The following is a 19,384-nucleotide window of genomic DNA, read 5'->3' as shown; positions in this document are numbered from 1 at the left end:
GGGGCGCGCGCCTCGCGGGGGACGGGGCGAGCGGGCCGACTCAGGCCGCGTCGATCTGACACCCGGCCGCGTAGTCGATGCCGTCGATGCTGTCGATGCCGTCGTCGCCGCACACCGGACAGTCGGGGTTGCGCGCGTACGGCACCGTCTCGAACGAGAGGTCCATCGCGTCGTAGAACAGCATCCGGCCGACGAGCGGGTCGCCCACGTCCATGATCAGCTTCGCGGCCTCGGTCGCCTGAAGGCAGCCGACCGTCCCCGGGAGGACGCCGAGGACGCCCGTGCTCGCGCAGTCGGGCATCGTCCCCGGCTCCGGCGGCTCGGGGAACAGGCACCGGTAGCAGGGGCCGTCCGGCGAGAGCGTCGTCACCTGCCCCTCGAACTTGTAGATGGCGCCGTGCGACACCGGCACCCCCTCGATCCGGGCCGCGTCGTTCACCACGTAGCGGGTGGCGAAGTTGTCCGAGCAGTCCACGACCACGTCGTGGTCGGCGATCAGCTCGCGGGCGTTGCCCGCGTCGAGCCGCAGCTCGTGGCGCTCGACGTCGACGTCGGGGTTGCGGTCGGCGACGAAGTCGGCCGCAGAGTCGACCTTCTTCCGTCCCACGTCGCCGTCCCCGTGGATAACCTGTCGCTGGAGGTTCGAGCGCTCGACGACGTCGTCGTCGACGATCCCGATCGCCCCGACCCCCGCGGCCGCGAGGTACTGGATCGCCGGGGCGCCGAGCCCGCCCGCGCCGACGACGAGGACGCGGGCGTCGAGCAGCCGCTTTTGCCCCTCCGGACCGACGTCGTCGAGGATGACGTGCCGGGAGTAGCGGTCGAGTTGGGTCGCGTCGAGCGAGAGACTCATGCCTACGACCTGTGCGGGCGCGGATATAATCGTGTTCCCGGGCTGCGGTCGAGGCGCCGACCCCGGCGGAACGTCGCAGTACGCGAACGACTGAAGGGGGTGAGCACTGAAAGCGAGTTATGTACTTCCCCGACGCGGACGAGTGGGAACGGCGCGACCCCGAGGCGGCCGGGCTCGATCCGGACGCCGTCACGGCCGCAGTCGCCTACCACAAGCTGAACGGGACGCCGCGCGAGCAGATCGACTACGACTTCGCGGACCACGAGACGTGGGACGACGCCGAAGGCGAGCACGGGCAGCGGATCGGGCCCCACCCCGCGCGGCGCGGCGGCCCCGCGGGGCTCGTCCTCAAGGACGGCTACCTCGTCGCGGAGTGGGGCGACACCCGCCGCGTGGACCAGGCGTTCAGCGTCGCCAAGAGCTTCCTCTCGGTCGTCGCGGGCGTCGCGTGGGACCGCGGCGGGATCGACTCAGTCGACGACCCCGTCCGCGAGTACGTCGACGACGGCGGGTTCGAGGGCGACCACAACGGGGCGATCACGTGGCGCCACCTGCTCCACCAGACCAGCGAGTGGGAGGGGACGCTGTTCGGCAAGCCCGACGCCGTCGACCGCAACCGGGCGGTCGGGAAGGACGGCGAGGCGCTCGACAAGTCGGAGACGCGGTCGCTCCGCGAGCCGGGGACGTTCTGGGAGTACAACGACGTGCGGATCAACCGCCTCTCGCTGGCGCTCCTGCGAACGATCGGCCGGCCGCTCCCCCGCGTGCTCGCCGAGCACGTCATGGGACCCGTCGGCGCCACCGACACCTGGGAGTGGCACGGCTACCACAACTCGACGGTCGACGTGGACGGGACGGCGATGAAGAGCGTCTCCGGCGGCGGTCACTGGGGCGGCGGGCTGTGGATCTCCGCCCGCGACCTCGCGCGGGTCGGGCTGCTGTACCTCAACGGCGGGGAGTGGGACGGGAACCGACTGCTCTCCGAGGCGTGGGTCGACGCGTCGACCGAGCCCTGTGAGGTCAACGAGAGCTACGGCTACCTGTGGTGGCTCAACGAGGGGCGGACGCTGTGGCCGAGCGCCCCCGAGTCGGCGTACGCCGCCCTCGGCCACGGACAGAACACCGTCTGGGTCGACCCCGAACACGACCTCGTCGTCGTGCTCCGGTGGCTGCGCTACGACGAGAACGCCGAAGAGACCGACGCGCGGACCGAACAGGACCGGTTCTACGCGAAACTGCTCGACGGGCTCGACTGAGCCCCGAGAGCGAGGCGCGCCGACTCACTCGGTCGACGCCGCCACGGCGTCGGTCATCCAGCAGTCGTCCACGTCGCCGAGGGAGGTGTCCGTGTCCCCGCTCCCGCCGGCGACGCGCACGAGTCGGAACTCGTACCGACCGGTGACGCTGCCGTTCTCCCGGGTGACGACCTCGACGTAGGCGGCGTCGTCGACGACGTCCGGCACGGAGTACTGGGCGGTGTCGTACGTGAGCATCGGTCCGTACCGCGGCGTCTCGAACAGGTCGGCGTACTCCCCGGTCGAGCCGACCAGGTCCCTGTTCCCCGGCGAGGCGAACGCCCGGAGGGTCCGGATCCCGTCGTTCGTCGCGTTGTCGTTGTAGCGGAGCGCGTTCATCTGGATCTGGACGACCTGGAGCGCGGACCGCTCGCAGGTGGGCGACGGCGCCGTGTTCCGCGCGGCCTCACCGGTCGGGTCGCCGTCCGCGACCGAGACGGTGTTCGCACCGTCGCCGTCGGTCGATCCGCCGCTCCCGCCGTCGCTCTCGTTCGCCGCTCCCGTCGGGTCCGAGTCGCCCGCGGCCGGGTCGCTCGCCCCGCCGCCCCCCACGCCGGCGAGGCCGTCCGGACCGCCGACCCCGGCGGCGCCGGCGGCGAACCCGGCCCCGGCCGCCGCGACGAGGAGGACGGCGACGCCGACCGCCGCGAGGAGCGCCCGTCGGTCCGTCCGTTCGGTCGCGCCGTCGGTCGGAGTCGCCTCGTCGCTCGTATCGGCCGCGGCGGCGTGGCTCGCGTCGGTCGCGGCCGCCTCGTTTCTCGTGTCCGTCGCGGCCACCTCGTCCCTCGGTCGAGCGTCGGCCCCCGAATCGCCCGACGAACCGGAGGCGGTGCGGTCGGCGGACCGGAGACCCGAACCGGCGTCATCACCGGTGGTTTCGGACGAGGCGGCGCCCGGCGCGGCGGCACCCGACTCGTCGCCGTCGTCCGTCACCGCGTCGGCGTCCGCCGGGCCGGTACCGGAGTCCGGTGCGTCGGCGGCGGGGGCGGCCGCGCTCTCGTAGGCCGCGGACCGGATCGGCACGCCGAGGAACCGGTCGGAAATGTCGTTCGCCGTCGCCGGCGGGACGCCGTACAGCAGGCGCTCTCGGAGGTCGGCCGGGGCCACCACGTCGGCGTCGAACCCGGCGTCGAGGTCGTCGAGCAGCGAGTCGCTCGCGACGACGACGGCGTCCGCCGGGGCGTCGGGGACAATCCCATCGGCGGCCGCGACCGCGAGCAGTTCGGTCCGTCGGCCGCCCTCGGTCACCGTGACCCGCGGCGGGTCGACGTCGACGGCGTCGGCGGTCGCCGCGTACGCCTCGGCGACGAGCGCCGCGAACGCGTCGCCGTCGAGCGACTCGAGTTCGGTCGCGAACGGGTCGGGCGGAATGGGCGCGTTCGCGGTCACGTAACGATCGCCACGTACGTGGGTATGTGACGCGGTGTCTTTGCTCTTGCGTCGCGGTCGCACGGCGCCGCGGCTCGTCGGGATCGCGGACCGCGAGGAAAAACGTCGGCGTCGTCGGGGGCGTTACTTGCCCTGCCGGTCGTTCGAGGTGACGCTCGGGCGCGTCTTCTCGGTGCCCTTGCCGCGCTTGCGCTGGCCGCGGCCCTTGGTGCCGGCGGAGGTGAGGCCGCGGTACGCGCGGCCCTTGTGGTCGTCCGAGCAGATCCAGTTCAGGTCGTCGTCGTTCTCGATCGCGGGGTGGGCGGGGTCCACGAGGATGACCTCGTGCCACTTCTGGGAGCCGTCCTCACCGACCCAGTAGGAGTTGAGCACGCGGAGGTTGCGGTACTTCCGCGAGGCGCGCTCCTCGGCGATGCGCTGGATCGACTTGCGCCGCGAGACGCGGTTGACGCCCTGGCGCTTCGAGCGGCGGCCCGCCTTGAAGCGCTGCTTGCGCGAGCCGCCCTTCCGGACGCTCACGCGGGCGACGATGACGCCCTGCTTGGCCTTGTAGCCCAGTTCGCGGGCCTTGTCCAGCCGGGTGGGGCGCTCGATGCGCTCGATGGCGCCCTGGTCGCGCCACTCCTGTTTGCGCTGCCACTGCAGCTCGGCCAGTTTCCCCTCCTTGGGGGACCGCCACGCCTCCTTGATGTGCGAGTAGAAGCTTCGTGCCATTGTGTGTCCGCGGACGGTTGCGATTCAGCCGCGAGGGGCCACATGTCGTCTCGTCCCGGGCGCGCGTCGGCCGACCCGACGTTCCCGGCGGCGAGTGCCCGCTGTGTCCGCACCAGCGAGTTGGCGGATTTACCCGCGGTCCGCCCTTAACCGCTTCGCTCCGCGGGTCGCGTGCGGAGGAGTGACAGGGAGGCTCGGCTCCGCTCCCGGCGCCCCGCGTCGATCGATTAAAGTTCACTTGTATCGATTAACCGCCAGTGGTACACATCGACGCCGCGCCGGGGCGACGCGGCCTCGACGGAGGGGGTGTCCGGTGGGGGACGTGACCCTCGTCGTCGTCGCCGGGACGACCGAGACGGCCGCGATCGACGGGATCAGCGCCGCGGGCGCCGACCCAGACCTGCGCGTCCACACGCCGAGCGCCGACCTCGAGATCGTCGCGTCCGGCCGCCCGGGGCCGGGCTCGCCCGTGCCGGTGAGCCCGGGCGGCTGTCCGACCCCCGCGGTCGTCACCCGCGCCGTCCGCGAGCTGCTCGGCCCCGAGTCGCTTCCCGTCGCGTTCGTCGACGCCGGGCTGGGAGCGCCCACCGCGGCCGCGACGCGCGGCGTCGGCGCGGCGCCGGGCGGCGACGTGCGCGACCCGGAACCGGTCCCGGGGGCGGCGACCGTCTTCGAGCGCGCGCGGTCGCTGGCGCCGGCCCTCGCCGCGTCCGGGAGCGGCGACGACGCGGGCGGCGACGGGGCGACCGAGCTCCTCGTCGCGGAGACGATCCCGGGCGGCACGACGACGGCGCTCGGAGTCCTGACGGCGCTCGGCGAGCGCGCCGCGGTCTCCTCGTCGCTCCCGGCGAACCCGATCGAACGCAAGCGCCGAGTCGTCGCCGAGGGGCTGGACGCGAGCGGCCTCGACCCGGGCGGCGCGGCGGGCGACCCGATCGAGGCGGTCCGGCTGGCCGGCGACCCGGTCCTCGCCGCGGTCGCCGGGCTCCTCGTCGGCTGCGCGGACGCGGGGATCGACGCCACGCTCGCGGGCGGCACCCAGCTCGCGGCCGCGGCGGCGCTCGCGCGGCACGCCGGCGTCGACCGCCGGCTCCCGCTGGCGACCACGTCGCTCGTCGCCGACGACCCCACGGCGGACCTCCCGGCGCTCGCGGGCGACCTCGACCTAGCGCTCGCGGCGGCCGACCCCGGGTTCGCCGAGGGCGACCACCCCGCGCTGGCGGCGTACGCCCGCGGCGAGGCGAAGGAGGGCGTCGGGATGGGCGGGGCGCTCGCGCTCGCCGACCGGGCGAGGGTCACCGACGCCGCCGTCCGCGATCGGATCGCCGCCGTGACCGACCGACTGCTCGCCGAGCGGAGGGCGAGCGACGGGAGCGGCGACGCGGAACCCGACGGCTCGACGCCGACCGACGGGGGCGACCGGCGGTGAGGGGGCTCGTCGGACACCGGACCCTCGGCACGCACTGCCGCGTCCACGCGACGAGCGACGCGTTCGACGCGTTCCCCGACGAGGTGGAAGGGTGACGGGGACCGGGCCGCTCCCGGCCGCGGCGGTCACGCTGGTCGCCCCGCTCGCCGTCGCCGTCGCGCTGGACCTCGCGGTCGCGGAGCCGCCCCGACGGGTCCATCCGGTCGCGCTGTTCGGGCGCCTCGTCGGGCCCTTCGACCGCGAGTGGGCGCGTCCGGGACTCGTCGGCGCCCCGGTCGCGGTCGCGCTCCCACTTGTTTCGGCCGCGGTCTGCGGCGGGGGCGTCTGGCTCGCGGCCGCCCGCGGGCCGCGAGTCGGCGACGTTCCGGTCCTTGCCGTCGCCGTCGCGGCCGCCGTCTGCTTCTCGGTCGCGAGCCTGCGCATGCTGCTCGACGTGACGAGCGAGGTGGTCGCGGAGAGCGAGGCCGACCCCGACGCGGCCCGGGAGTCCGTCCGGGCGCTCGTCGGGCGCGACCCCGCCGCCCTCTCGCCGGCCGACCTCCGGAGCGCCGCGGTCGAGAGCGCCGCCGAGAACCTCGCGGACGGGTTCGTCGCGCCCCTCGCCTGGTTCGTCGCGGGCGCGACCGTCGCCGTCGCGCTCGCCGCCGCTGCGGGGGGCGCCGCCGCCCCGTCGGCCGCGCTCGCCGCCGGCGTCGCGGCCGCGGCCTGGGCGAAGGCCGTGAACACGCTCGACTCGATGCTCGGCTACCGCTCGAAGCCGGTGGGGCGGGCGAGCGCCCGGCTCGACGACGCCGTCATGTTCCTCCCGGCGCGGGTCGCCGCGTGCTGTCTCGCGGTCGCCGCTCGGTCGCCCGGGAGCCTGCGACGTGCGCGGCCGCTGGCCCGCGAGCCCGCCTCCCCGAACTCGGGGTGGCCGATGGCGACGGCCGCGGTCGCGCTCGGCGTCCGCTTGGAGAAGCCGGGCGCGTACGCGCTCCCCGGGGGACCCGAGCCGCCGACCCCGACCGCCGCCCGGGACGCCGTGCGCCTCGTCGGCGCCGCGGGCGGCGTCGCGGTCGCGGCCGCGGCGGGGTGGCTCCTCGCGCTCGCGGGGGTGGTCGCGTGGTACTGACGGTCGCCGCGCTCCGCGGCGCGCTCGGGTTCTGCTCGCGGGTCCCCGTCGGCCGCGACGAGGCGGCCTGGGAGGCGTTCCGGCGGACGCCGGCGGCGATGCCGGCGGTCGCCTACGCGCTCGGCGCCCTGGTCGCGCTCCCGGTCGCCGCCGCGACGCTGCTCCCGGTCCCGGTCCCGTCCCCCACGGTCGCGGCGGCGGTCCCCGCGTGGCTGTACCTCGTCACCGGGATCACCCACCTCGACGGCGTCGCCGACCTCGGCGACGCGGCGGTCGTCCACGGGGACGCCGAGCGCCGCCGCGAGGTGATGAAGGACTCGGCGCTCGGCGTCGGCGGCGCGCTCGCGGTGGCGCTCGTCGTCTTCGGCCTCGCGACGGCGGCGACGGTGGCGGTGGACCTCGGCCGGCTCTCGCTCGTCGACGCCGTCGCCCTCGTCGTCGCCGCCGAGGTCGGCGCGAGGGGCGCCGCGGCCGCGCTCGTCTGCGTCGGCGAGGCCCCCCACGAGGGGCTCGGCTCGGCGCTGACCGCCGAGTCCGGCCCGCGGGGCCTGATCTGGGTCGCGCTCGCGGCGGCCCCCGCCGCGCTGCTGGGCCCCGCCGCGGCCGCGGCGGGCGTCGGATTCGACGCCGCGTTCGTCCCCGGCGCGGCGCTGGCCGCCGCGGGCGCCGTCGCCGTCGTCGGGCTGGCGTGGGCGAACGCGCGCCTCGGCGGGGTCAGCGGCGACGTGCTCGGCGCGACGACCGAGGTCGCCCGGGTCGTCGGGATTCACGCGGGGGTGATCGCGTGGACGCTCTCGTGATGTGCGGCGGCCGGGGCACCCGGCTCGGCGAGGGCGAGAAGCCGCTCGCGGCGGTCGCCGGGCGGTCGATGGTCGACCGCGCGCTCGACGCGCTCGCCGCGAGCCGAGTCGAGACGGCGTACGCCGCCGTCTCCCCGCACGCGCCGCGGACGCGCGAGCGACTGGTCGCGCGGCGGGACGGGAGTGCCGACGATCCGGACTCGGAAGCGGTCGACCTCCGGGTGGTCGACACGCCGGGCGACGGGTACGTCGCGGACCTCCGGGCGGCCCTCGAAGCCGGACCGGACGCGCCGGCGCTCACCCTCGCGGTCGACCTGCCGCTGCTCGACGGTCCGGCGGTCGACGCGGTCCTCGGCGCGCACGCCGCCGCCGACGCCGACGCGCTCTCGGTCCGCGTGCCCGCGGCGCGCAAGCGGGAGCTCGGCGCGAGCGCCGACGCCGCGACGCGGTACGACGAGGCGGACGACGGCGAGGCGAGCGGGGGAGTCGACGGCGACCTCGTGCCCGCCGGGATCAACGTCGTCGGCGCGCTCGACGGCGCGGGCGACGAGGCCGTCCGGGCGACCCGCGACGCGCGCCTCGCCGTCAACGTCAATCGCCCCGGGGACCGCCGGCTCGCGGAACGGCTGCTCGGCGGCGACGGACCCGAACCGCTCCCGACCGGCGGGGTCGACTGGCTCGACGCGACGGCGACGCGCGAGGGAGGTGGGCGGTCGTGAACCGCGAGCGCGCCGCGGCGCTCGGCCGCGAGCCGCACGGGAGCAGCGACGACCCCGACCTGCTGGACTTCAGCGCGAACGCGAACCCCGAGGTCCCCGACGGCGTCGAGCGCGTCTACCGGGCGGCGTTCGAGCGGGCGCGGACGTACCCGCCCGAGCCGCCGGCGGCGTTCCGGCGCGCGGCCGCCGACTACGTGGGCTGCGACCCCGGGGACGTGGTCCCGACTCCGGGCGGGCTGGCGGCGATCCGGGCCGCGGTCGCGCTCGCGGTCGACGAGGGCGACACCGCCCTGGTCCCGGCGCCGAGCTTCGGCGAGTACGCCCGCGAGGTCCGGCTCCGGGGCGGCGAGCCGTCGTTCGCCGACGCCGACCGCGTCCTCGACGCCGACCCGAGCGGTCACGCGCTCGCGGTCGTCTGTACCCCGAACAACCCCACCGGGACCGGCTACGACCGCGACGCGTTGCTCGCGTTCGCGGAGCGCTGTCGGGCGGCCGGGACCGTCCTGCTCGTCGACGAGGCGTTCCTCGGGTTCACCGAGCGCGCGTCGCTCGCGGGGACCGACGGCGTCGTCGTCGCGCGGGCGCTCACGAAGCTGTTCGGGCTCCCCGGAATCCGGGCCGGCTTCGCGGTCGCGACGGGCGACATCGGCGCGGCGCTGCGGGGCGCCCGCCGGACGTGGAACCTGGGCGCGCCGGCGCTCGCGACCGGCGAGTACTGCCTCCGGCAGGAGGAGTTCGTCCGCGAGACCCGCGAGCGCGTCAGGCGGGAGCGCGACCGGCTGCGGGCCGCGCTCGGCGAGCGCTACGCGGTGGCCCCCTCGGAGGCGCCGTACCTCCTCCTCGACGTCGGCGACCGCGACGTGGACCGCGTGATCGAGCGGGCCCGCGACCGGGGCGTCGCCGTCCGCGACGCGCGGTCCTTCCGCGGCCTCGACGCGCACGTCCGGGTCGCGGTGCGCCGCCCGGCCGAGAACGACCGGCTCCTCACAGCGCTCGGGGTCGGCGACGAAGCGGGAGATGACGGCGGTTCGAGCGGTGGCGGAAGCCGAGGTGCGGACGCCGATGTTTGAGGCGACCGTCAGCGAGGGCGTCCTCCGGCTCCGCCGACCGGGGACGCGCTGGCTCTCGACCGGCTGGGACGGCGGGCGGTCGCGGGCGGCGGCCGCGTACAACGTCACCGTCTCGGAGGGGTTCGACCGGACGGACCTCGCGGCCTACCGCGACGAGCGACTGGCGCGGGCTGGATTCGCCGGCGATGCCGACGACAGCGTCGGCGACGGCGGTAGCGGAGACCGAAACCCCGACGCCTCCCCGGCGCTGTTCACGGGCGTCTCGATGGACCACGCCAGGGGGGCGCGGCTCGGACCCGCCGTCGCGTACGCGACCGTCGGCCTCTCGAACCCCGCGATGCTGCCGGCGGATCCGGCCAGCGCGGCCGAGTCGCAGGGGCCGACGGAGGCCGCGGAGGGCCCGCCCGGCCCCGGAACGGTCAACCTGGTCGTCGGGACGACGCGGCGGCTGGCGCCCGGGGCCGCGGCGAACCTCGTCGCGGTCGCGGCCGAGGCGAAGGCGGCGACGCTGCTCGCGGCGGCCGGCGTCCCGGGGACGACGAGCGACGCGGTCGTCGTCGGCGACGACCCCGAGGGCGAGCCCGCGGCGTTCTCCGGCAGCGCCACGGCGGTCGGCGGGGCGGCCCGCGCCTGCGTCCGGGACGCGGTCCGCGCGAGCCTGCGGTCGCGGTACCCGGACGGCGACGTGCCCGGCCCGGCGGCCGACGCCGAACACGGCGTCGTCACCGACGAGCGGGCGGAGGTCTTCGACCCATGACACCGAACGACGACACCACCGACGAGGCATCGACCGACGAGAACGGCGAGGGCAGCGAGCGCGACGCGACCCCGGCCGCCGACCGGAGCCGCACCCCGGGCGGCGGCGAGGCCCCCGAGCCCGAACCGATCGAGCCCGCCGCCCCCGAGGAGTTCGGGCTCGTTCAGGCCTGGTGGGGCGACGGGAAGGGGAAGACGACCGCGGCGATGGGGATGGGATTCCGCGCCGCGGGCCACGGCTACCGCGTCCACATGCTCCAGCTGATGAAGGGCGGCGCCGACAGCGTCGAGGGCGTCCGCGGCGAGTACAACGCCATCGCCGCCGTTCCGGGGTTCACCTACGAGAACGCCGGTCACTACGGCTGGCACGGCCTGCTCGACGGCTCGGCCGACGACGAACACGAGGCGAAGGCGGCCGCCGCCTTCGAGCGCGCGGAGGCGCTCGTCGCGGGCGCGGCCGACGCGGACCTGACCGAGCCGCTCCCGCTCGACGGCGACCCCGAGGACGGCGTCCACATGCTGATCGTCGACGAGCTGCTGTACGCGGCCGACCGCGGGCTCGTCGCCCCCGACGACGTCGTCGCCCTCGCCGAGTCGAAGCCGGGCGACCTCGAACTCGTGCTCACCGGGAGCCACGCCGAGCCCGCGTACCTCGACGGCGTCGCCGACCTGATAACGAACGTCCGCAAGGTCGCGCACCCGTTCGACGACGGCCGGCGCGCCCGGCGCGGGACGGAGTACTGACGATGGGGGGCGGGGTCGCGTGACCGGCGGCGAGACGGCGGCGGCGACCGAGGGAGACGCCCGCACCGTCCTGATCGCGGGGACCGCGAGCCACGTCGGCAAGAGCACGCTGGCGGCCGGGCTCTGTCGGCTGCTCGCGCGGCGCGGCGTCTCGGTCGCGCCGTACAAGGCCCAGAACATGAGCAACAACGCGCGGGTCGCGCTGACGCCCGACGGCGAGTGGGGCGAGGTCGGCGTCTCCCAGCACGTCCAAGCGCGGGCGGCCGAGGTCCCGGCGACGACGGACATGAACCCCGTGCTGCTCAAGCCCCGCGGCGGCGGCGAGAGCCAGGTCGTGATCGACGGCGAGGCGGTCGCGAACGCCCCGGCGAGCGAGTACTACGACGACCGCTGGGAGGCGGCGCGCGCGGCCGCGGTCGCGGCCCACGAGCGCCTCGCGGCCGGCCACAACGTGATCGTCGCGGAGGGCGCGGGCAGCGTCGCCGAGATCAACCTCCGCGACCGCGACCTCGCGAACGTCGAGTGCGCCCGGTTCGCGGACGCCGACGTCCTGATCGCGGTCGACATCGAGCGCGGCGGGGCGTTCGCGAGCCTCTACGGGACCCTCGAACTGCTCCCCGACGACCTCCGCGAGCGCGTCCGCGGCGCCGTGATCACGAAGTTCCGCGGCGACCCGAGCCTCCTCGAACCCGGCATCGAGGAGATAGAGGCGCGGACGGGCGTGCCGGTGGTCGGCGTCGTCCCGCACGACGACCCCGGGCTCCCGGCCGAGGACAGCCTCTCGCTGCCGGACGCGGAGGAGGACGGACCGGGCGGGAGCGACCGCGGCGGGGGCGTCCTCGGGAGCGACGAGGGCGTCGCCGACGACGCGGCCGTCCGGGTCGGGGTCCCGCGGCTCCCGCGCATCTCCAACTTCACCGACCTGGAGCCGCTGGCGCGCGAGCCGGGAGTCCGCGTCGCCTACCTCCCGCTCGACGCCGCGCTCGACGGGGTCGACGCGGTCGTCCTCCCCGGGTCGAAGAACACGGTCGACGACCTGCTGGCGCTCCGCGACGCCGGCTTCGGCGCGGCGCTGCGCGCGTTCGACGGCCCCGTGGTCGGCGTCTGCGGCGGGTACCAGATCCTCGGCGAGCGGCTCGTCGGCGCCGCCGTCGAGGGCGTCGGCGACCGCGAGGCGGTGCCGGGGGTCGGGCTCCTCCCCGTCGAGACCGAGTTCTCGACGGAGAAGCGCGTCGAGCGCGTGACGTGCGCCGTCGAGGGCGTCGGACCGATCGCCGGCGCCGCGGGGCGCGCGACCGGGTACGAGATCCACGCCGGGCGGACGCGGCGCCTCGGCGACGCGGCCGACGAGGGGGCGGAGACCGCGGTCGCGACCGAGCCGCTCGGCGCGGGGAGCGTCGCGACCGAGCGCGTCCTCGGGACGTACCTCCACGGGCTCTTCGAGACGGCGGCCGTGCGCGACGCCTTCGTCGAGCGGGTCTTCGCGCACGCGGGCCTGGCGCGTCCAAACGGCGCGGCGACCGACCGCTCGCCGTACGACCGCGCGGCCGACCTCGTCGCGGAGCACGTGGATCTGGGCGCGGCCGGGCTCGACGGCCTCCTCGGGCCGACGGAGTGACGCGCGAGCGGATCCGGCGGCGGAAGGTATATTGTTCTAAGTCTCCAATACTGTGGTATGAGCGACGCAGCCGACGCGGACGAACCGACGGGCGACGACGCGAAGACCGAGCGCGAGCGCATCCGCGAACGGAAGCGGCGGGAGCTCGAGGCGCGCCTCGGCGACGGCGAGGCGGTCGACGGGAGCGCCGGACCCGACGCCGGCGACGGCCGCGGAGCGGCGACCCCGAGCGAGCCGATCCACGTGAACGGGACGGACGAGCTCCGGCGCGCGGTCGACGAGCACGACGTGGTCTTGGTGGACTGTTACGCCGACTGGTGTGGGCCGTGTCAGATGATGGAGCCGGCGATCGAGGCGCTCGCCGCCGAGACCGACGCCGCGGTCGCGAAGGTGGACGTCGACGCGAACCAGGCGGTCGCCCAGCAGCTGGGCGCGCGCAGCATCCCGACGCTCGTCCTGTACGCCGACGGCGAGGCGGTCGACCGCTTCGTCGGCGCGCAGGACCGCGCGACGCTGGAGTCCGCGATCGCCGAACACGCCGCCTGAGGCGAGCCGTCAGTTCCCGGCGAGCGTCTCCTCCAACAGCTTCCGCTGCGCCGTCGCGAGGTGCTCGGCGAACGTCGACGGGGAGATGTCGAGCGCGCCGGCGACCTCGCTCGCGTTGGCGTCGCGGGGGCGCTCGAAGTAGCCCATGCGGTAGGCGGTCCGCAGCACCTCGCACTGGCGGTCGGTGAGGCGGCCGCGGTCGACGAGCGTCCGGTCCGGCGACCCGTTGCCGCGCGCCGCGCCCTCGACGAGGTAGCGGACCTCGACGCGCTCCGCCGTCCCGTCGAGCGCCGAGACGATGTCGCGCAGGCGTTCGAGGTCGGGGAGGTGAAGCGTCAGGAGGAGGACGCCGTCCTCGGCGCGGGCGTCCGCGATCGGGCAGTCGAGCTCCTCGATGACCCGGCAGGCGCACGTCCCGTCGCGGGGGCGCTCGTACCGGTACACGCGCTCGTCGCCGAGGTCGACGACGGAGGCGGGCTCCGGAACGCCCTCCGCGCCGTCGACCGCGTCCGGGTCGCGGGCGCGGAACTCCTCGGTGTGCGTGTCGCCCGCGTGCGTCCAGGTGACGCCCGTGATCGGGCCCTCGTGGGCGGTCGAGGCGGCGACGACCGGGCAGTTCCCCGTCCCGTGGATCGCGACGCCCGCGCGGACGCCGTCGGGCGTCGCGCCCGCGCCGCCGTCGGCCGGCTTCCCTCCGGTTCCCATCGCGTCGGGGTTAGTGCGACGGGCACAAAGGCCTGATCCCAGACGCGCGCGGCGCACCGATGGGTCGCACCGAGAACACCCGCAATACTGAGGGCCGGTCGGTATCGGTCCGCGCCCCGGAGTCGCGGCCGTGAACCGAGCGATCCACGCGGTCGGAGCGGTCGCCCTGACCGGCGCCGGCGCCGGGATGTGCGGCGCGGCGGCCGCGGGCCTTGCGGGCGGAACCGTCGGCGGACCGGAGCTACCGATCGGGGCGGCCATCTTCGCGGTCGCCGCGGTGAGCCTCGGGTACACCGCCGCGAGGGAGACGCGGGACGCGCTGCGGACGGACGGCTTCGGCGTCACGCGGGTCGACCTCGGCAACGCGACCGCGGTGGCCGTCGCGGCGCCGGTCACGTACGCGCTCTCGGTGCGAGTGGGCGTCGGCGCGGTCGTGGCGTCCGCGCTCGTCGGCCTCTGCGCGCACCTCCTGACCGAGACGTACGGGGCGCCGGCGTACTGCGGCTCGTTCGTCGGGATGGCCACGCCCGCGGCCGACGCGGACCTCGCGTCGGTGGCCGCGGCCGGGCTCGCCGCCGCCGTCGCCTTCGTCGCCGCCAAGCGCGCGTTCAACGGGTTCGGCGGGAAGCTGGGGACGACGGCGTTCGTCGGCTGCCTGTCCGTGGCGGCGCTCGGCGGGCTGACGCCGGGCACCGGGACCGTCCCGGACCCGGCCGTCGCGGCGGGACTGGTCGCCGCGGCCGCGGTCGCCGCGCCCGTCACGTTCCTCGTGAGCGTCCGGCTCGGCCACGGCCCGGTCGTCGCGAGCGCGGTCGTCGGGCTCGTCGCCGGCGTCGTCTGCCCGCCGCTGTTCGCCGCGGGCGACGCGGTCGCGGCGGTCGCCTTCTGCGCGTCGTTCGCCGGGATGGCCACGCCGGAGCGGATCCCCGGCCCCGGCGCGATGCTGCTGGCCGGCGGGACCGCGGGCGTCGGGTTCGTCGGCGCGGCGCCGTACGTCGTCGGCTTCGGCGGGAAGCTCGGCACCATCGCGTTCGCCGCCTGCCTCGTGACCGCCGGCGCCCTGTCGCTCGGGCGCCAGGTCGCGCCGGTCGGCGGCGACGCCGTGACGGGGTGACGCGCCCCGGTCGGCGGTCGCGCCGCCGGTCGCGGGATCGTTACTTAAAACACCACGCAGTTCCGGCCGCATCGGGAGGGTCGTGGAGGCCCTGCGTCTATCCGATGACCGATCCGACCGAGACGTCCGAGCGGCGCTTCGAGTCGAACCCGACCGTCTGTCCGTTCTGCGGGGTCGGCTGCAGCGTCGAGTACGCCGGGCGCGGCAGCGCGACCGGCGTCGAGGGACCGGTGAACGAGCGCGGGGAGATCTGCCCGAAGGGGGCGGCCGCGTTCGACGTGGTCGACAACGACGACCGCCTGACGGAGCCGCTGGTGCGTCACGGCGGAACCTTCGTCACGGCGCCGTGGGAGGAGGCGCTCGACCGCGCGGTCGAGGGGATCGGCCGCGTCGTCGACGAGCACGGGCCGGACGCGGTCCAGTTCTTCGCGTCGTCGAACTGTACGAACGAGGAGAACTACGTCCTCCAGAAGCTCGCGCGGGTGCTCGGGACGAACAACGTCGACAACTGCGCGCGGCTCTGCCACGCCTCGACGGTCGCCGCGATGAGCGAGCGGTTCGGCGCGGGCGCGATGACGAACACCTTGGACGACCTCGGGGAGGCGGACTGCGTCTTCGTCAACGGGGCGAACCCGGCCGAGCAGCACCCCGTCGCGTTCCGGTCGTACGTCCTCCCAGCGGTCCGCGACGGCGCGACGCTGGTCCACGTCGACCCGCGCGCGAACGACACGACCGAGGCCGCGGACGTCCACCTCCCGCTGCGGCCCGGCACCGACATCGAGGTGGCGAACGCGGTCGCCGCGGTGCTGGTCGAGGAGGACCTCGTCGACGAGGCGTTCCTCGCGGAGCGCACGACCGGCTTCGACCGCCTGCGCGAGCACCTCGCCGGCGTCGACGTGGCGGCCAACGCCGCGTCGGCCGGCGTCGAGCCCGAGGCGATCCGCGAGGCCGCCCGGGCGTACGGCGAGGCCGACCGCGCAGCGATCGTGACGGGGATGGGGACGAGCCAGCACCGCTGCGGCACCGACAACGTCCACGCCCTGCTCAACCTCGCGCTCCTCACCGGCAACGTCGGGCGGCCCGGCACCGGCGTGAACCCGCTGCGCGGCCAGAACAACGTCCAGGGCGCCAGCGACGTGGGCGGGCTCCCGAGCGTCCTCCCCGGCTACGAGCCCGTGACGGACCCGGAGGCCCGCGAGCGCGTCGCGGCGGAGTGGGGCGTCGAGCCGCCGGCGGAGCCCGGGCTGACCGAGGTCGAGGCGACGCACCGCTTCGGCGACGAGGTGCGCGCGGCGGTCGTCTTCGGCGAGAATCCCGCGGTCACCGAGCCGAACGCGACCGCGGTCGCGTCGGCGTTCGACGACCTCGACTTCTGCGTCGTCATCGACCTCTTCGAGACGCGGACGGCGGCGCACGCGGACGTGGTCCTCCCCGGCAGCGCGTGGGCCGAGAAGTCCGGCACGGTGACGAACACCGACCGGCGCGTGCTGCGGATGCGCCCCAACGCCGACCTCCCGGGGAACGCCCGGCGCGACTTCGAGATCCTGACCGCGCTCGGCCGGCGGCTGACCGACCGTCCCGAGGCGTTCGACTACGACGGCCCGGAGGCGGCCTTCGACGAGCTGACCCGCGCCGCGCCGATATACGAGGGGATGAGCTACGCGGGGATCGGCGACGGCTACCAGCGGTGGCCGTTCGACGCCGACGAGGGGCGCGGCACGGAGGTGTTACACGCGGAGGCGTTCGCGACGGGGGAGCGCACCGCCCCCCTCGCGGTCGTCGACCCGGTCCCGCCCGCCGACGACCTCGACGCGGGCGAACTGGTGCTCACGACCGGCCGCGTGCTCCAGCACTTCAACAGCGGCGCGCTCAGCCGCCGCTCGGACCGGCTCACGGCGATGCGCGGCGAGGACGCCCTCCAGGTCCACCCGAGCGACGCCGCCGAGCGGGGCATCGAGGACGGCGACCGGGTGACCGTCTCGAACGGGCGCGGGACCGTCGAGGTCGCGGCCGACGTCACGCCGGCGGTGCGCGAGGGGGTCGCGTTCTGCACGTTCCACTACGCGGAGCCGCTCGCGAACGCGCTCACGGGCGACGCGCTCGACCCGGAGGCGAAGATCCCCGAGTTCAAGCACTCGGCCGTCGCGGTCGAGCCCGCCGCCGAGGCGGGCGACGGAAGCGAGGCGGCCGGCGACGACTGAACGGGCGCCAAAGCCTCGCAGTCGGCGGATAAGCGGCTCACGGTGAAAAGTACGCGTCCGGCCCCCGAACTCCCGAGAGCTCGCGGAGCGGACGGGCGCCGCACCGGCCGCAGGCGGCGGGCTCGTCGGGGTCGTCGGGCCGCGCGAACACCGTGTCGCAGGCGTCGCAGGCGACGTATCGCAGCGCGAGCGACGGGGCGTCGGGCATGGGCCCCGTAGGCGGGCGACGCACTTGAACCGGCGCCTCGTGCGCTCCTCACAATCGGATTCGGCGTCGGCCTTCGGACCGCTATTGCCCGGACCCGGCGTCGCCGGACGACTCGATCCGCGACTCGTACTTCGCCAGCGACTCGTCGAGCGCGGCGTCGGCGTCGATATCGGCCGCGTCGGCGAGCGCGAGCAGCGCGAACAGCGCGTCGCCGACCTCGTCGGTCGCGATCGCGGCGGCGTCCGGGTCCTCCCCGTAGTCGGTCGAGGTCGCCACCTCCTTCGCGACCTCGCCGACCTCGCTCTCCAAGTCGAGGACGCGGTGCGCGAGGTCGGTCTCTAACCCGTGCTCGGCGACGAACGCGGCGACGCGGTCCTGCTCGTCCATGGGCGTCGCCTCCGCGCGATCGGCCAAAAGGCCCCCGCCGTCCGGTCGCCTTCGGTCGTGGCGAGGACGGCCGGTCGCGCAACCCCTAAGACGCGAGCGGCCCCACAAACAGTATGAAAATCGCCATCTTGGGCGGCACCGGTGACATCGGCGAGGGGCTCGCGCTCCGGCTGGCGGCTGACACGCCCCACCGGGTCGCGGTCGGCTCCCGGGAGGCCGAGAAGGCCGAGGCAAAGGCCGAGGAGTACACGACCGAACTGGAGAGCCGCGGCCTCGACGCCGCGGTGACCGGCGGCGACAACGCCGCGGTCGCCGCCGACGCTCAGATCGTCGTCCTCGCGGTCCCGCCGTACCACGTCGGCGACACCGTCGAGGCGGTCGCGGGGTCGCTCGACGACGGCGACGTGCTGGTCTCGCCCGCCACGGGGATGAAACGCGACGAAGAGGGGTTCCACTACCACAAGCCCGGGGCCGGCTCGGTGACGCGGATCGTCGCGGACGCGGCGCCCGACGGCGTCGCCGTCGTCGGCGCGTTCCACAACCTCGCGGCCGCGCGGCTGGCGAACCTCGACGCCGAGCTGGGCGTCGACACGCTCGTGATCGGCGACGACGGGGACGCCAAGCGGACGGTCGCCGACGTCGCCGAGGGGATCGAGGGGCTGCGCGCGCTCGACGCCGGCGGGATCGCCAACGCACCCGAAATCGAGGGGCTCACGCCGCTTCTCATCAACGTCGCCGCGAACAACGACGGGCTCGACGACCTCGGCGTGCGGTTCCGGTAGCGCGGCGGGCGCGCCGCCGCCGTCGTCCGAATCGCCCCCGGACGGCGTTCCGTTAGGCCTTTGCGCGCCGGGGCCCTCCGGGCGGTAGATGGAGTACCTGGAGCGTCGGGTCGGGCTCGTCGAAGACCGGATCGAGTCGGTCATCGACGGCGTCGAGCCCGAGGAGCTGTCCGACGAGGTCGGACACGTCGTCCTCGCGGGCGGCAAGCGCGTCCGGCCTGCGGTGACCGTCCTCGCCTGCGAGGCGTTCGACGGCGACCCCGAGGAGGCGGTCGACTTCGCGGCCGGCATCGAGTTCGTCCACAACGCCTCGCTCGTGATCGACGACATCATCGACCGCTCGGAGGTCCGCCGCGGCACCGACGCCGCCTGGGCCGAGTTCGGCTACGGCCCCGCGATCATCGCAAGCGACGGCCTGCTCGGCGAGGCGTTCGCGCTGTTCTCGACGGACCCGCGCGCGATGCGCACCGTCGCCGAGGCGATGGTCGAACTCGGCGAGGGCGAGGCGACGGAGCTGGCGGCGCGCCCGACGAACGAAGCGGAGTACATGGAGCTCGCGCGCCGGAAGACGGGCGCGCTGTTCCGCGCCGCCGCCGAACTCGGCGCGGTCGCGGGCGGCGCCGAGCCGCACGCGATCGACTCGTTCGGCGAGTACGCCGAGCGCGTCGGCGTCGCCTTCCAGATGCGCGACGACGTGTTAGACGCCACCGCCGACGCCGACGACCTCGGCAAGCCGACCGGGCAGGACGCCGAGATGGACCGCCCGTCGGTGCTCCAGGTCACGTCGCTGTCGCCCGAGGAGATCAACGAGCGCGCCCGGGCGGAGTCGGAGCGCGCGCTGGCCGCGCTCGACGACGCCGACCCGCCGGAGACGGAGGCGATCGAGTACCTCCGCGACCTCGCGGAGTTCGTCGTCGTCCGCGAGCGGTAAGCGGAAGCGCGG

General features: G+C 75.6%; 20 protein-coding genes. 14 read left to right on the top strand and 6 right to left on the bottom strand.

Annotated features, from left to right (window positions below; genetic code table 11):
• Positions 1-40 precede the first annotated feature (40 nt).
• On the bottom strand, positions 41-853 hold the full coding sequence (locus EXE50_RS06935) for a molybdopterin-synthase adenylyltransferase MoeB (protein ID WP_137704688.1): 813 nt from the start codon (positions 851-853) through the stop codon (positions 41-43).
• Positions 854-972: 119 nt separating this feature from the next.
• Here EXE50_RS06935 and EXE50_RS06930 point away from each other — a divergent pair, with 119 nt between their 5' ends.
• Entirely contained in the window at positions 973-2,109 is a 1,137-nt protein-coding gene (locus EXE50_RS06930; protein WP_137704687.1) for a serine hydrolase, read from the top strand.
• 24 nt (positions 2,110-2,133) lie between these two features.
• On the opposite strand, the gene EXE50_RS06925 is transcribed toward EXE50_RS06930, so the two are convergent.
• Positions 2,134-3,537, bottom strand: coding sequence for a hypothetical protein (locus tag EXE50_RS06925; RefSeq protein WP_137704686.1), 1,404 nt, complete (start codon positions 3,535-3,537; stop codon positions 2,134-2,136).
• Positions 3,538-3,660: 123 nt separating this feature from the next.
• Positions 3,661-4,251, bottom strand: a complete 591-nt coding sequence (locus EXE50_RS06920) for a 50S ribosomal protein L15e (protein WP_049931415.1) — start codon at positions 4,249-4,251, stop codon at positions 3,661-3,663.
• A 313-nt stretch (positions 4,252-4,564) separates the two neighbouring features.
• Here EXE50_RS06920 and EXE50_RS06915 point away from each other — a divergent pair, with 313 nt between their 5' ends.
• From EXE50_RS06915 to trxA, 9 genes are all read left to right on the top strand, one after another.
• Positions 4,565-5,680: a nicotinate-nucleotide--dimethylbenzimidazole phosphoribosyltransferase gene (locus EXE50_RS06915; RefSeq protein WP_137704685.1), complete on the top strand. Its 1,116-nt coding sequence runs from the start codon at positions 4,565-4,567 to the stop codon at positions 5,678-5,680.
• Positions 5,681-5,771: 91 nt separating this feature from the next.
• The gene (locus EXE50_RS06910; protein WP_121600838.1) at positions 5,772-6,791 is read left to right on the top strand and encodes a CobD/CbiB family cobalamin biosynthesis protein; all 1,020 of its coding nucleotides are present in this window, start codon (positions 5,772-5,774) and stop codon (positions 6,789-6,791) included.
• Positions 6,782-7,591, top strand: coding sequence for an adenosylcobinamide-GDP ribazoletransferase (locus EXE50_RS06905; RefSeq protein ID WP_082356862.1), 810 nt, complete (start codon positions 6,782-6,784; stop codon positions 7,589-7,591). The genes EXE50_RS06910 and EXE50_RS06905 overlap by 10 nt, the downstream gene beginning before the upstream one ends.
• Entirely contained in the window at positions 7,591-8,310 is a 720-nt protein-coding gene (locus EXE50_RS06900; RefSeq protein WP_053771974.1) for an NTP transferase domain-containing protein, read from the top strand. The genes EXE50_RS06905 and EXE50_RS06900 overlap by 1 nt, the downstream gene beginning before the upstream one ends.
• On the top strand, positions 8,307-9,380 hold the full coding sequence (locus EXE50_RS06895; RefSeq protein ID WP_137704684.1) for an aminotransferase class I/II-fold pyridoxal phosphate-dependent enzyme: 1,074 nt from the start codon (positions 8,307-8,309) through the stop codon (positions 9,378-9,380). Before EXE50_RS06900 ends, EXE50_RS06895 begins: the two co-directional genes overlap by 4 nt.
• Positions 9,373-10,137, top strand: a complete 765-nt coding sequence (locus EXE50_RS06890) for an adenosylcobinamide amidohydrolase (RefSeq protein WP_137704707.1) — start codon at positions 9,373-9,375, stop codon at positions 10,135-10,137. Before EXE50_RS06895 ends, EXE50_RS06890 begins: the two co-directional genes overlap by 8 nt.
• Positions 10,134-10,880 (top strand): cob(I)yrinic acid a,c-diamide adenosyltransferase, encoded by a 747-nt coding sequence (locus tag EXE50_RS06885; protein ID WP_137704683.1) that lies wholly within the window; start codon positions 10,134-10,136, stop codon positions 10,878-10,880. The genes EXE50_RS06890 and EXE50_RS06885 overlap by 4 nt, the downstream gene beginning before the upstream one ends.
• Before the next feature lie 19 nt (positions 10,881-10,899).
• Positions 10,900-12,498, top strand: a complete 1,599-nt coding sequence (locus EXE50_RS06880; RefSeq protein ID WP_137704682.1) for a cobyric acid synthase — start codon at positions 10,900-10,902, stop codon at positions 12,496-12,498.
• 57 nt (positions 12,499-12,555) lie between these two features.
• The gene (gene trxA / locus EXE50_RS06875; protein WP_053771881.1) at positions 12,556-13,044 is read left to right on the top strand and encodes a thioredoxin; all 489 of its coding nucleotides are present in this window, start codon (positions 12,556-12,558) and stop codon (positions 13,042-13,044) included.
• 9 nt (positions 13,045-13,053) lie between these two features.
• On the opposite strand, the gene EXE50_RS06870 is transcribed toward trxA, so the two are convergent.
• Positions 13,054-13,749 carry a helix-turn-helix domain-containing protein gene (locus tag EXE50_RS06870; protein WP_137704681.1) on the bottom strand — a complete coding sequence of 232 codons (696 nt, stop codon included), beginning with the start codon at positions 13,747-13,749 and terminating at the stop codon, positions 13,054-13,056.
• Between the two features lie 187 nt (positions 13,750-13,936).
• On the opposite strand from EXE50_RS06870, the gene EXE50_RS06865 reads away from it, so the two are divergent.
• Together EXE50_RS06865 and fdhF are read left to right on the top strand one after the other, a co-directional pair.
• Complete coding sequence (locus EXE50_RS06865; protein WP_394347752.1) at positions 13,937-14,863, top strand: hypothetical protein; 927 nt, start codon at positions 13,937-13,939, stop codon at positions 14,861-14,863.
• Positions 14,864-14,967: 104 nt separating this feature from the next.
• Positions 14,968-17,064, top strand: a complete 2,097-nt coding sequence (fdhF, locus tag EXE50_RS06860) for a formate dehydrogenase subunit alpha (protein WP_137704679.1) — start codon at positions 14,968-14,970, stop codon at positions 17,062-17,064.
• Between the two features lie 37 nt (positions 17,065-17,101).
• On the opposite strand, the gene EXE50_RS17375 is transcribed toward fdhF, so the two are convergent.
• Together EXE50_RS17375 and EXE50_RS06855 are read right to left on the bottom strand one after the other, a co-directional pair.
• Positions 17,102-17,272, bottom strand: coding sequence for a hypothetical protein (locus EXE50_RS17375; RefSeq protein ID WP_199236345.1), 171 nt, complete (start codon positions 17,270-17,272; stop codon positions 17,102-17,104).
• A gap of 81 nt (positions 17,273-17,353) precedes the next feature.
• Positions 17,354-17,659, bottom strand: a complete 306-nt coding sequence (locus tag EXE50_RS06855) for a MazG-like family protein (protein WP_137704678.1) — start codon at positions 17,657-17,659, stop codon at positions 17,354-17,356.
• Between the two features lie 113 nt (positions 17,660-17,772).
• Here EXE50_RS06855 and npdG point away from each other — a divergent pair, with 113 nt between their 5' ends.
• On the top strand, positions 17,773-18,441 hold the full coding sequence (gene npdG / locus EXE50_RS06850) for an NADPH-dependent F420 reductase (RefSeq protein ID WP_137704677.1): 669 nt from the start codon (positions 17,773-17,775) through the stop codon (positions 18,439-18,441).
• 88 nt (positions 18,442-18,529) lie between these two features.
• Entirely contained in the window at positions 18,530-19,372 is an 843-nt protein-coding gene (locus tag EXE50_RS06845) for a polyprenyl synthetase family protein (RefSeq protein WP_053771886.1), read from the top strand.
• The last annotated feature ends 12 nt before the right edge of the window (positions 19,373-19,384 follow it).

The organism is Halorubrum sp. ARQ200 (genome assembly GCF_005435115.1).
Lineage (GTDB): Archaea > Halobacteriota > Halobacteria > Halobacteriales > Haloferacaceae > Halorubrum > Halorubrum tropicale.
This window is presented reverse-complemented; position numbering and strand designations above follow the sequence as displayed.

Bases quoted from the DNA above. Each gene is read 5' to 3' on its own strand.
- EXE50_RS06865 (WP_394347752.1), top strand. From the start codon at position 13,937: ATGTGCGGCGCGGCGGCCGCGGGCCTTGCGGGCGGAACCGTCGGCGGA.
- EXE50_RS06920 (WP_049931415.1), bottom strand. From the start codon at position 4,251: ATGGCACGAAGCTTCTACTCGCACATCAAGGAGGCGTGGCGGTCCCCC.
- fdhF (WP_137704679.1), top strand. From the start codon at position 14,968: ATGACCGATCCGACCGAGACGTCCGAGCGGCGCTTCGAGTCGAACCCG.
- EXE50_RS17375 (WP_199236345.1), bottom strand. From the start codon at position 17,272: ATGCCCGACGCCCCGTCGCTCGCGCTGCGATACGTCGCCTGCGACGCC.
- EXE50_RS06890 (WP_137704707.1), top strand. From the start codon at position 9,373: ATGTTTGAGGCGACCGTCAGCGAGGGCGTCCTCCGGCTCCGCCGACCG.
- EXE50_RS06930 (WP_137704687.1), top strand. From the start codon at position 973: ATGTACTTCCCCGACGCGGACGAGTGGGAACGGCGCGACCCCGAGGCG.
- EXE50_RS06885 (WP_137704683.1), top strand. From the start codon at position 10,134: ATGACACCGAACGACGACACCACCGACGAGGCATCGACCGACGAGAAC.
- EXE50_RS06855 (WP_137704678.1), bottom strand. From the start codon at position 17,659: ATGGACGAGCAGGACCGCGTCGCCGCGTTCGTCGCCGAGCACGGGTTA.
- EXE50_RS06935 (WP_137704688.1), bottom strand. From the start codon at position 853: ATGAGTCTCTCGCTCGACGCGACCCAACTCGACCGCTACTCCCGGCAC.
- EXE50_RS06845 (WP_053771886.1), top strand. From the start codon at position 18,530: ATGGAGTACCTGGAGCGTCGGGTCGGGCTCGTCGAAGACCGGATCGAG.
- EXE50_RS06870 (WP_137704681.1), bottom strand. From the start codon at position 13,749: ATGGGAACCGGAGGGAAGCCGGCCGACGGCGGCGCGGGCGCGACGCCC.
- trxA (WP_053771881.1), top strand. From the start codon at position 12,556: ATGAGCGACGCAGCCGACGCGGACGAACCGACGGGCGACGACGCGAAG.
- EXE50_RS06900 (WP_053771974.1), top strand. From the start codon at position 7,591: ATGTGCGGCGGCCGGGGCACCCGGCTCGGCGAGGGCGAGAAGCCGCTC.
- npdG (WP_137704677.1), top strand. From the start codon at position 17,773: ATGAAAATCGCCATCTTGGGCGGCACCGGTGACATCGGCGAGGGGCTC.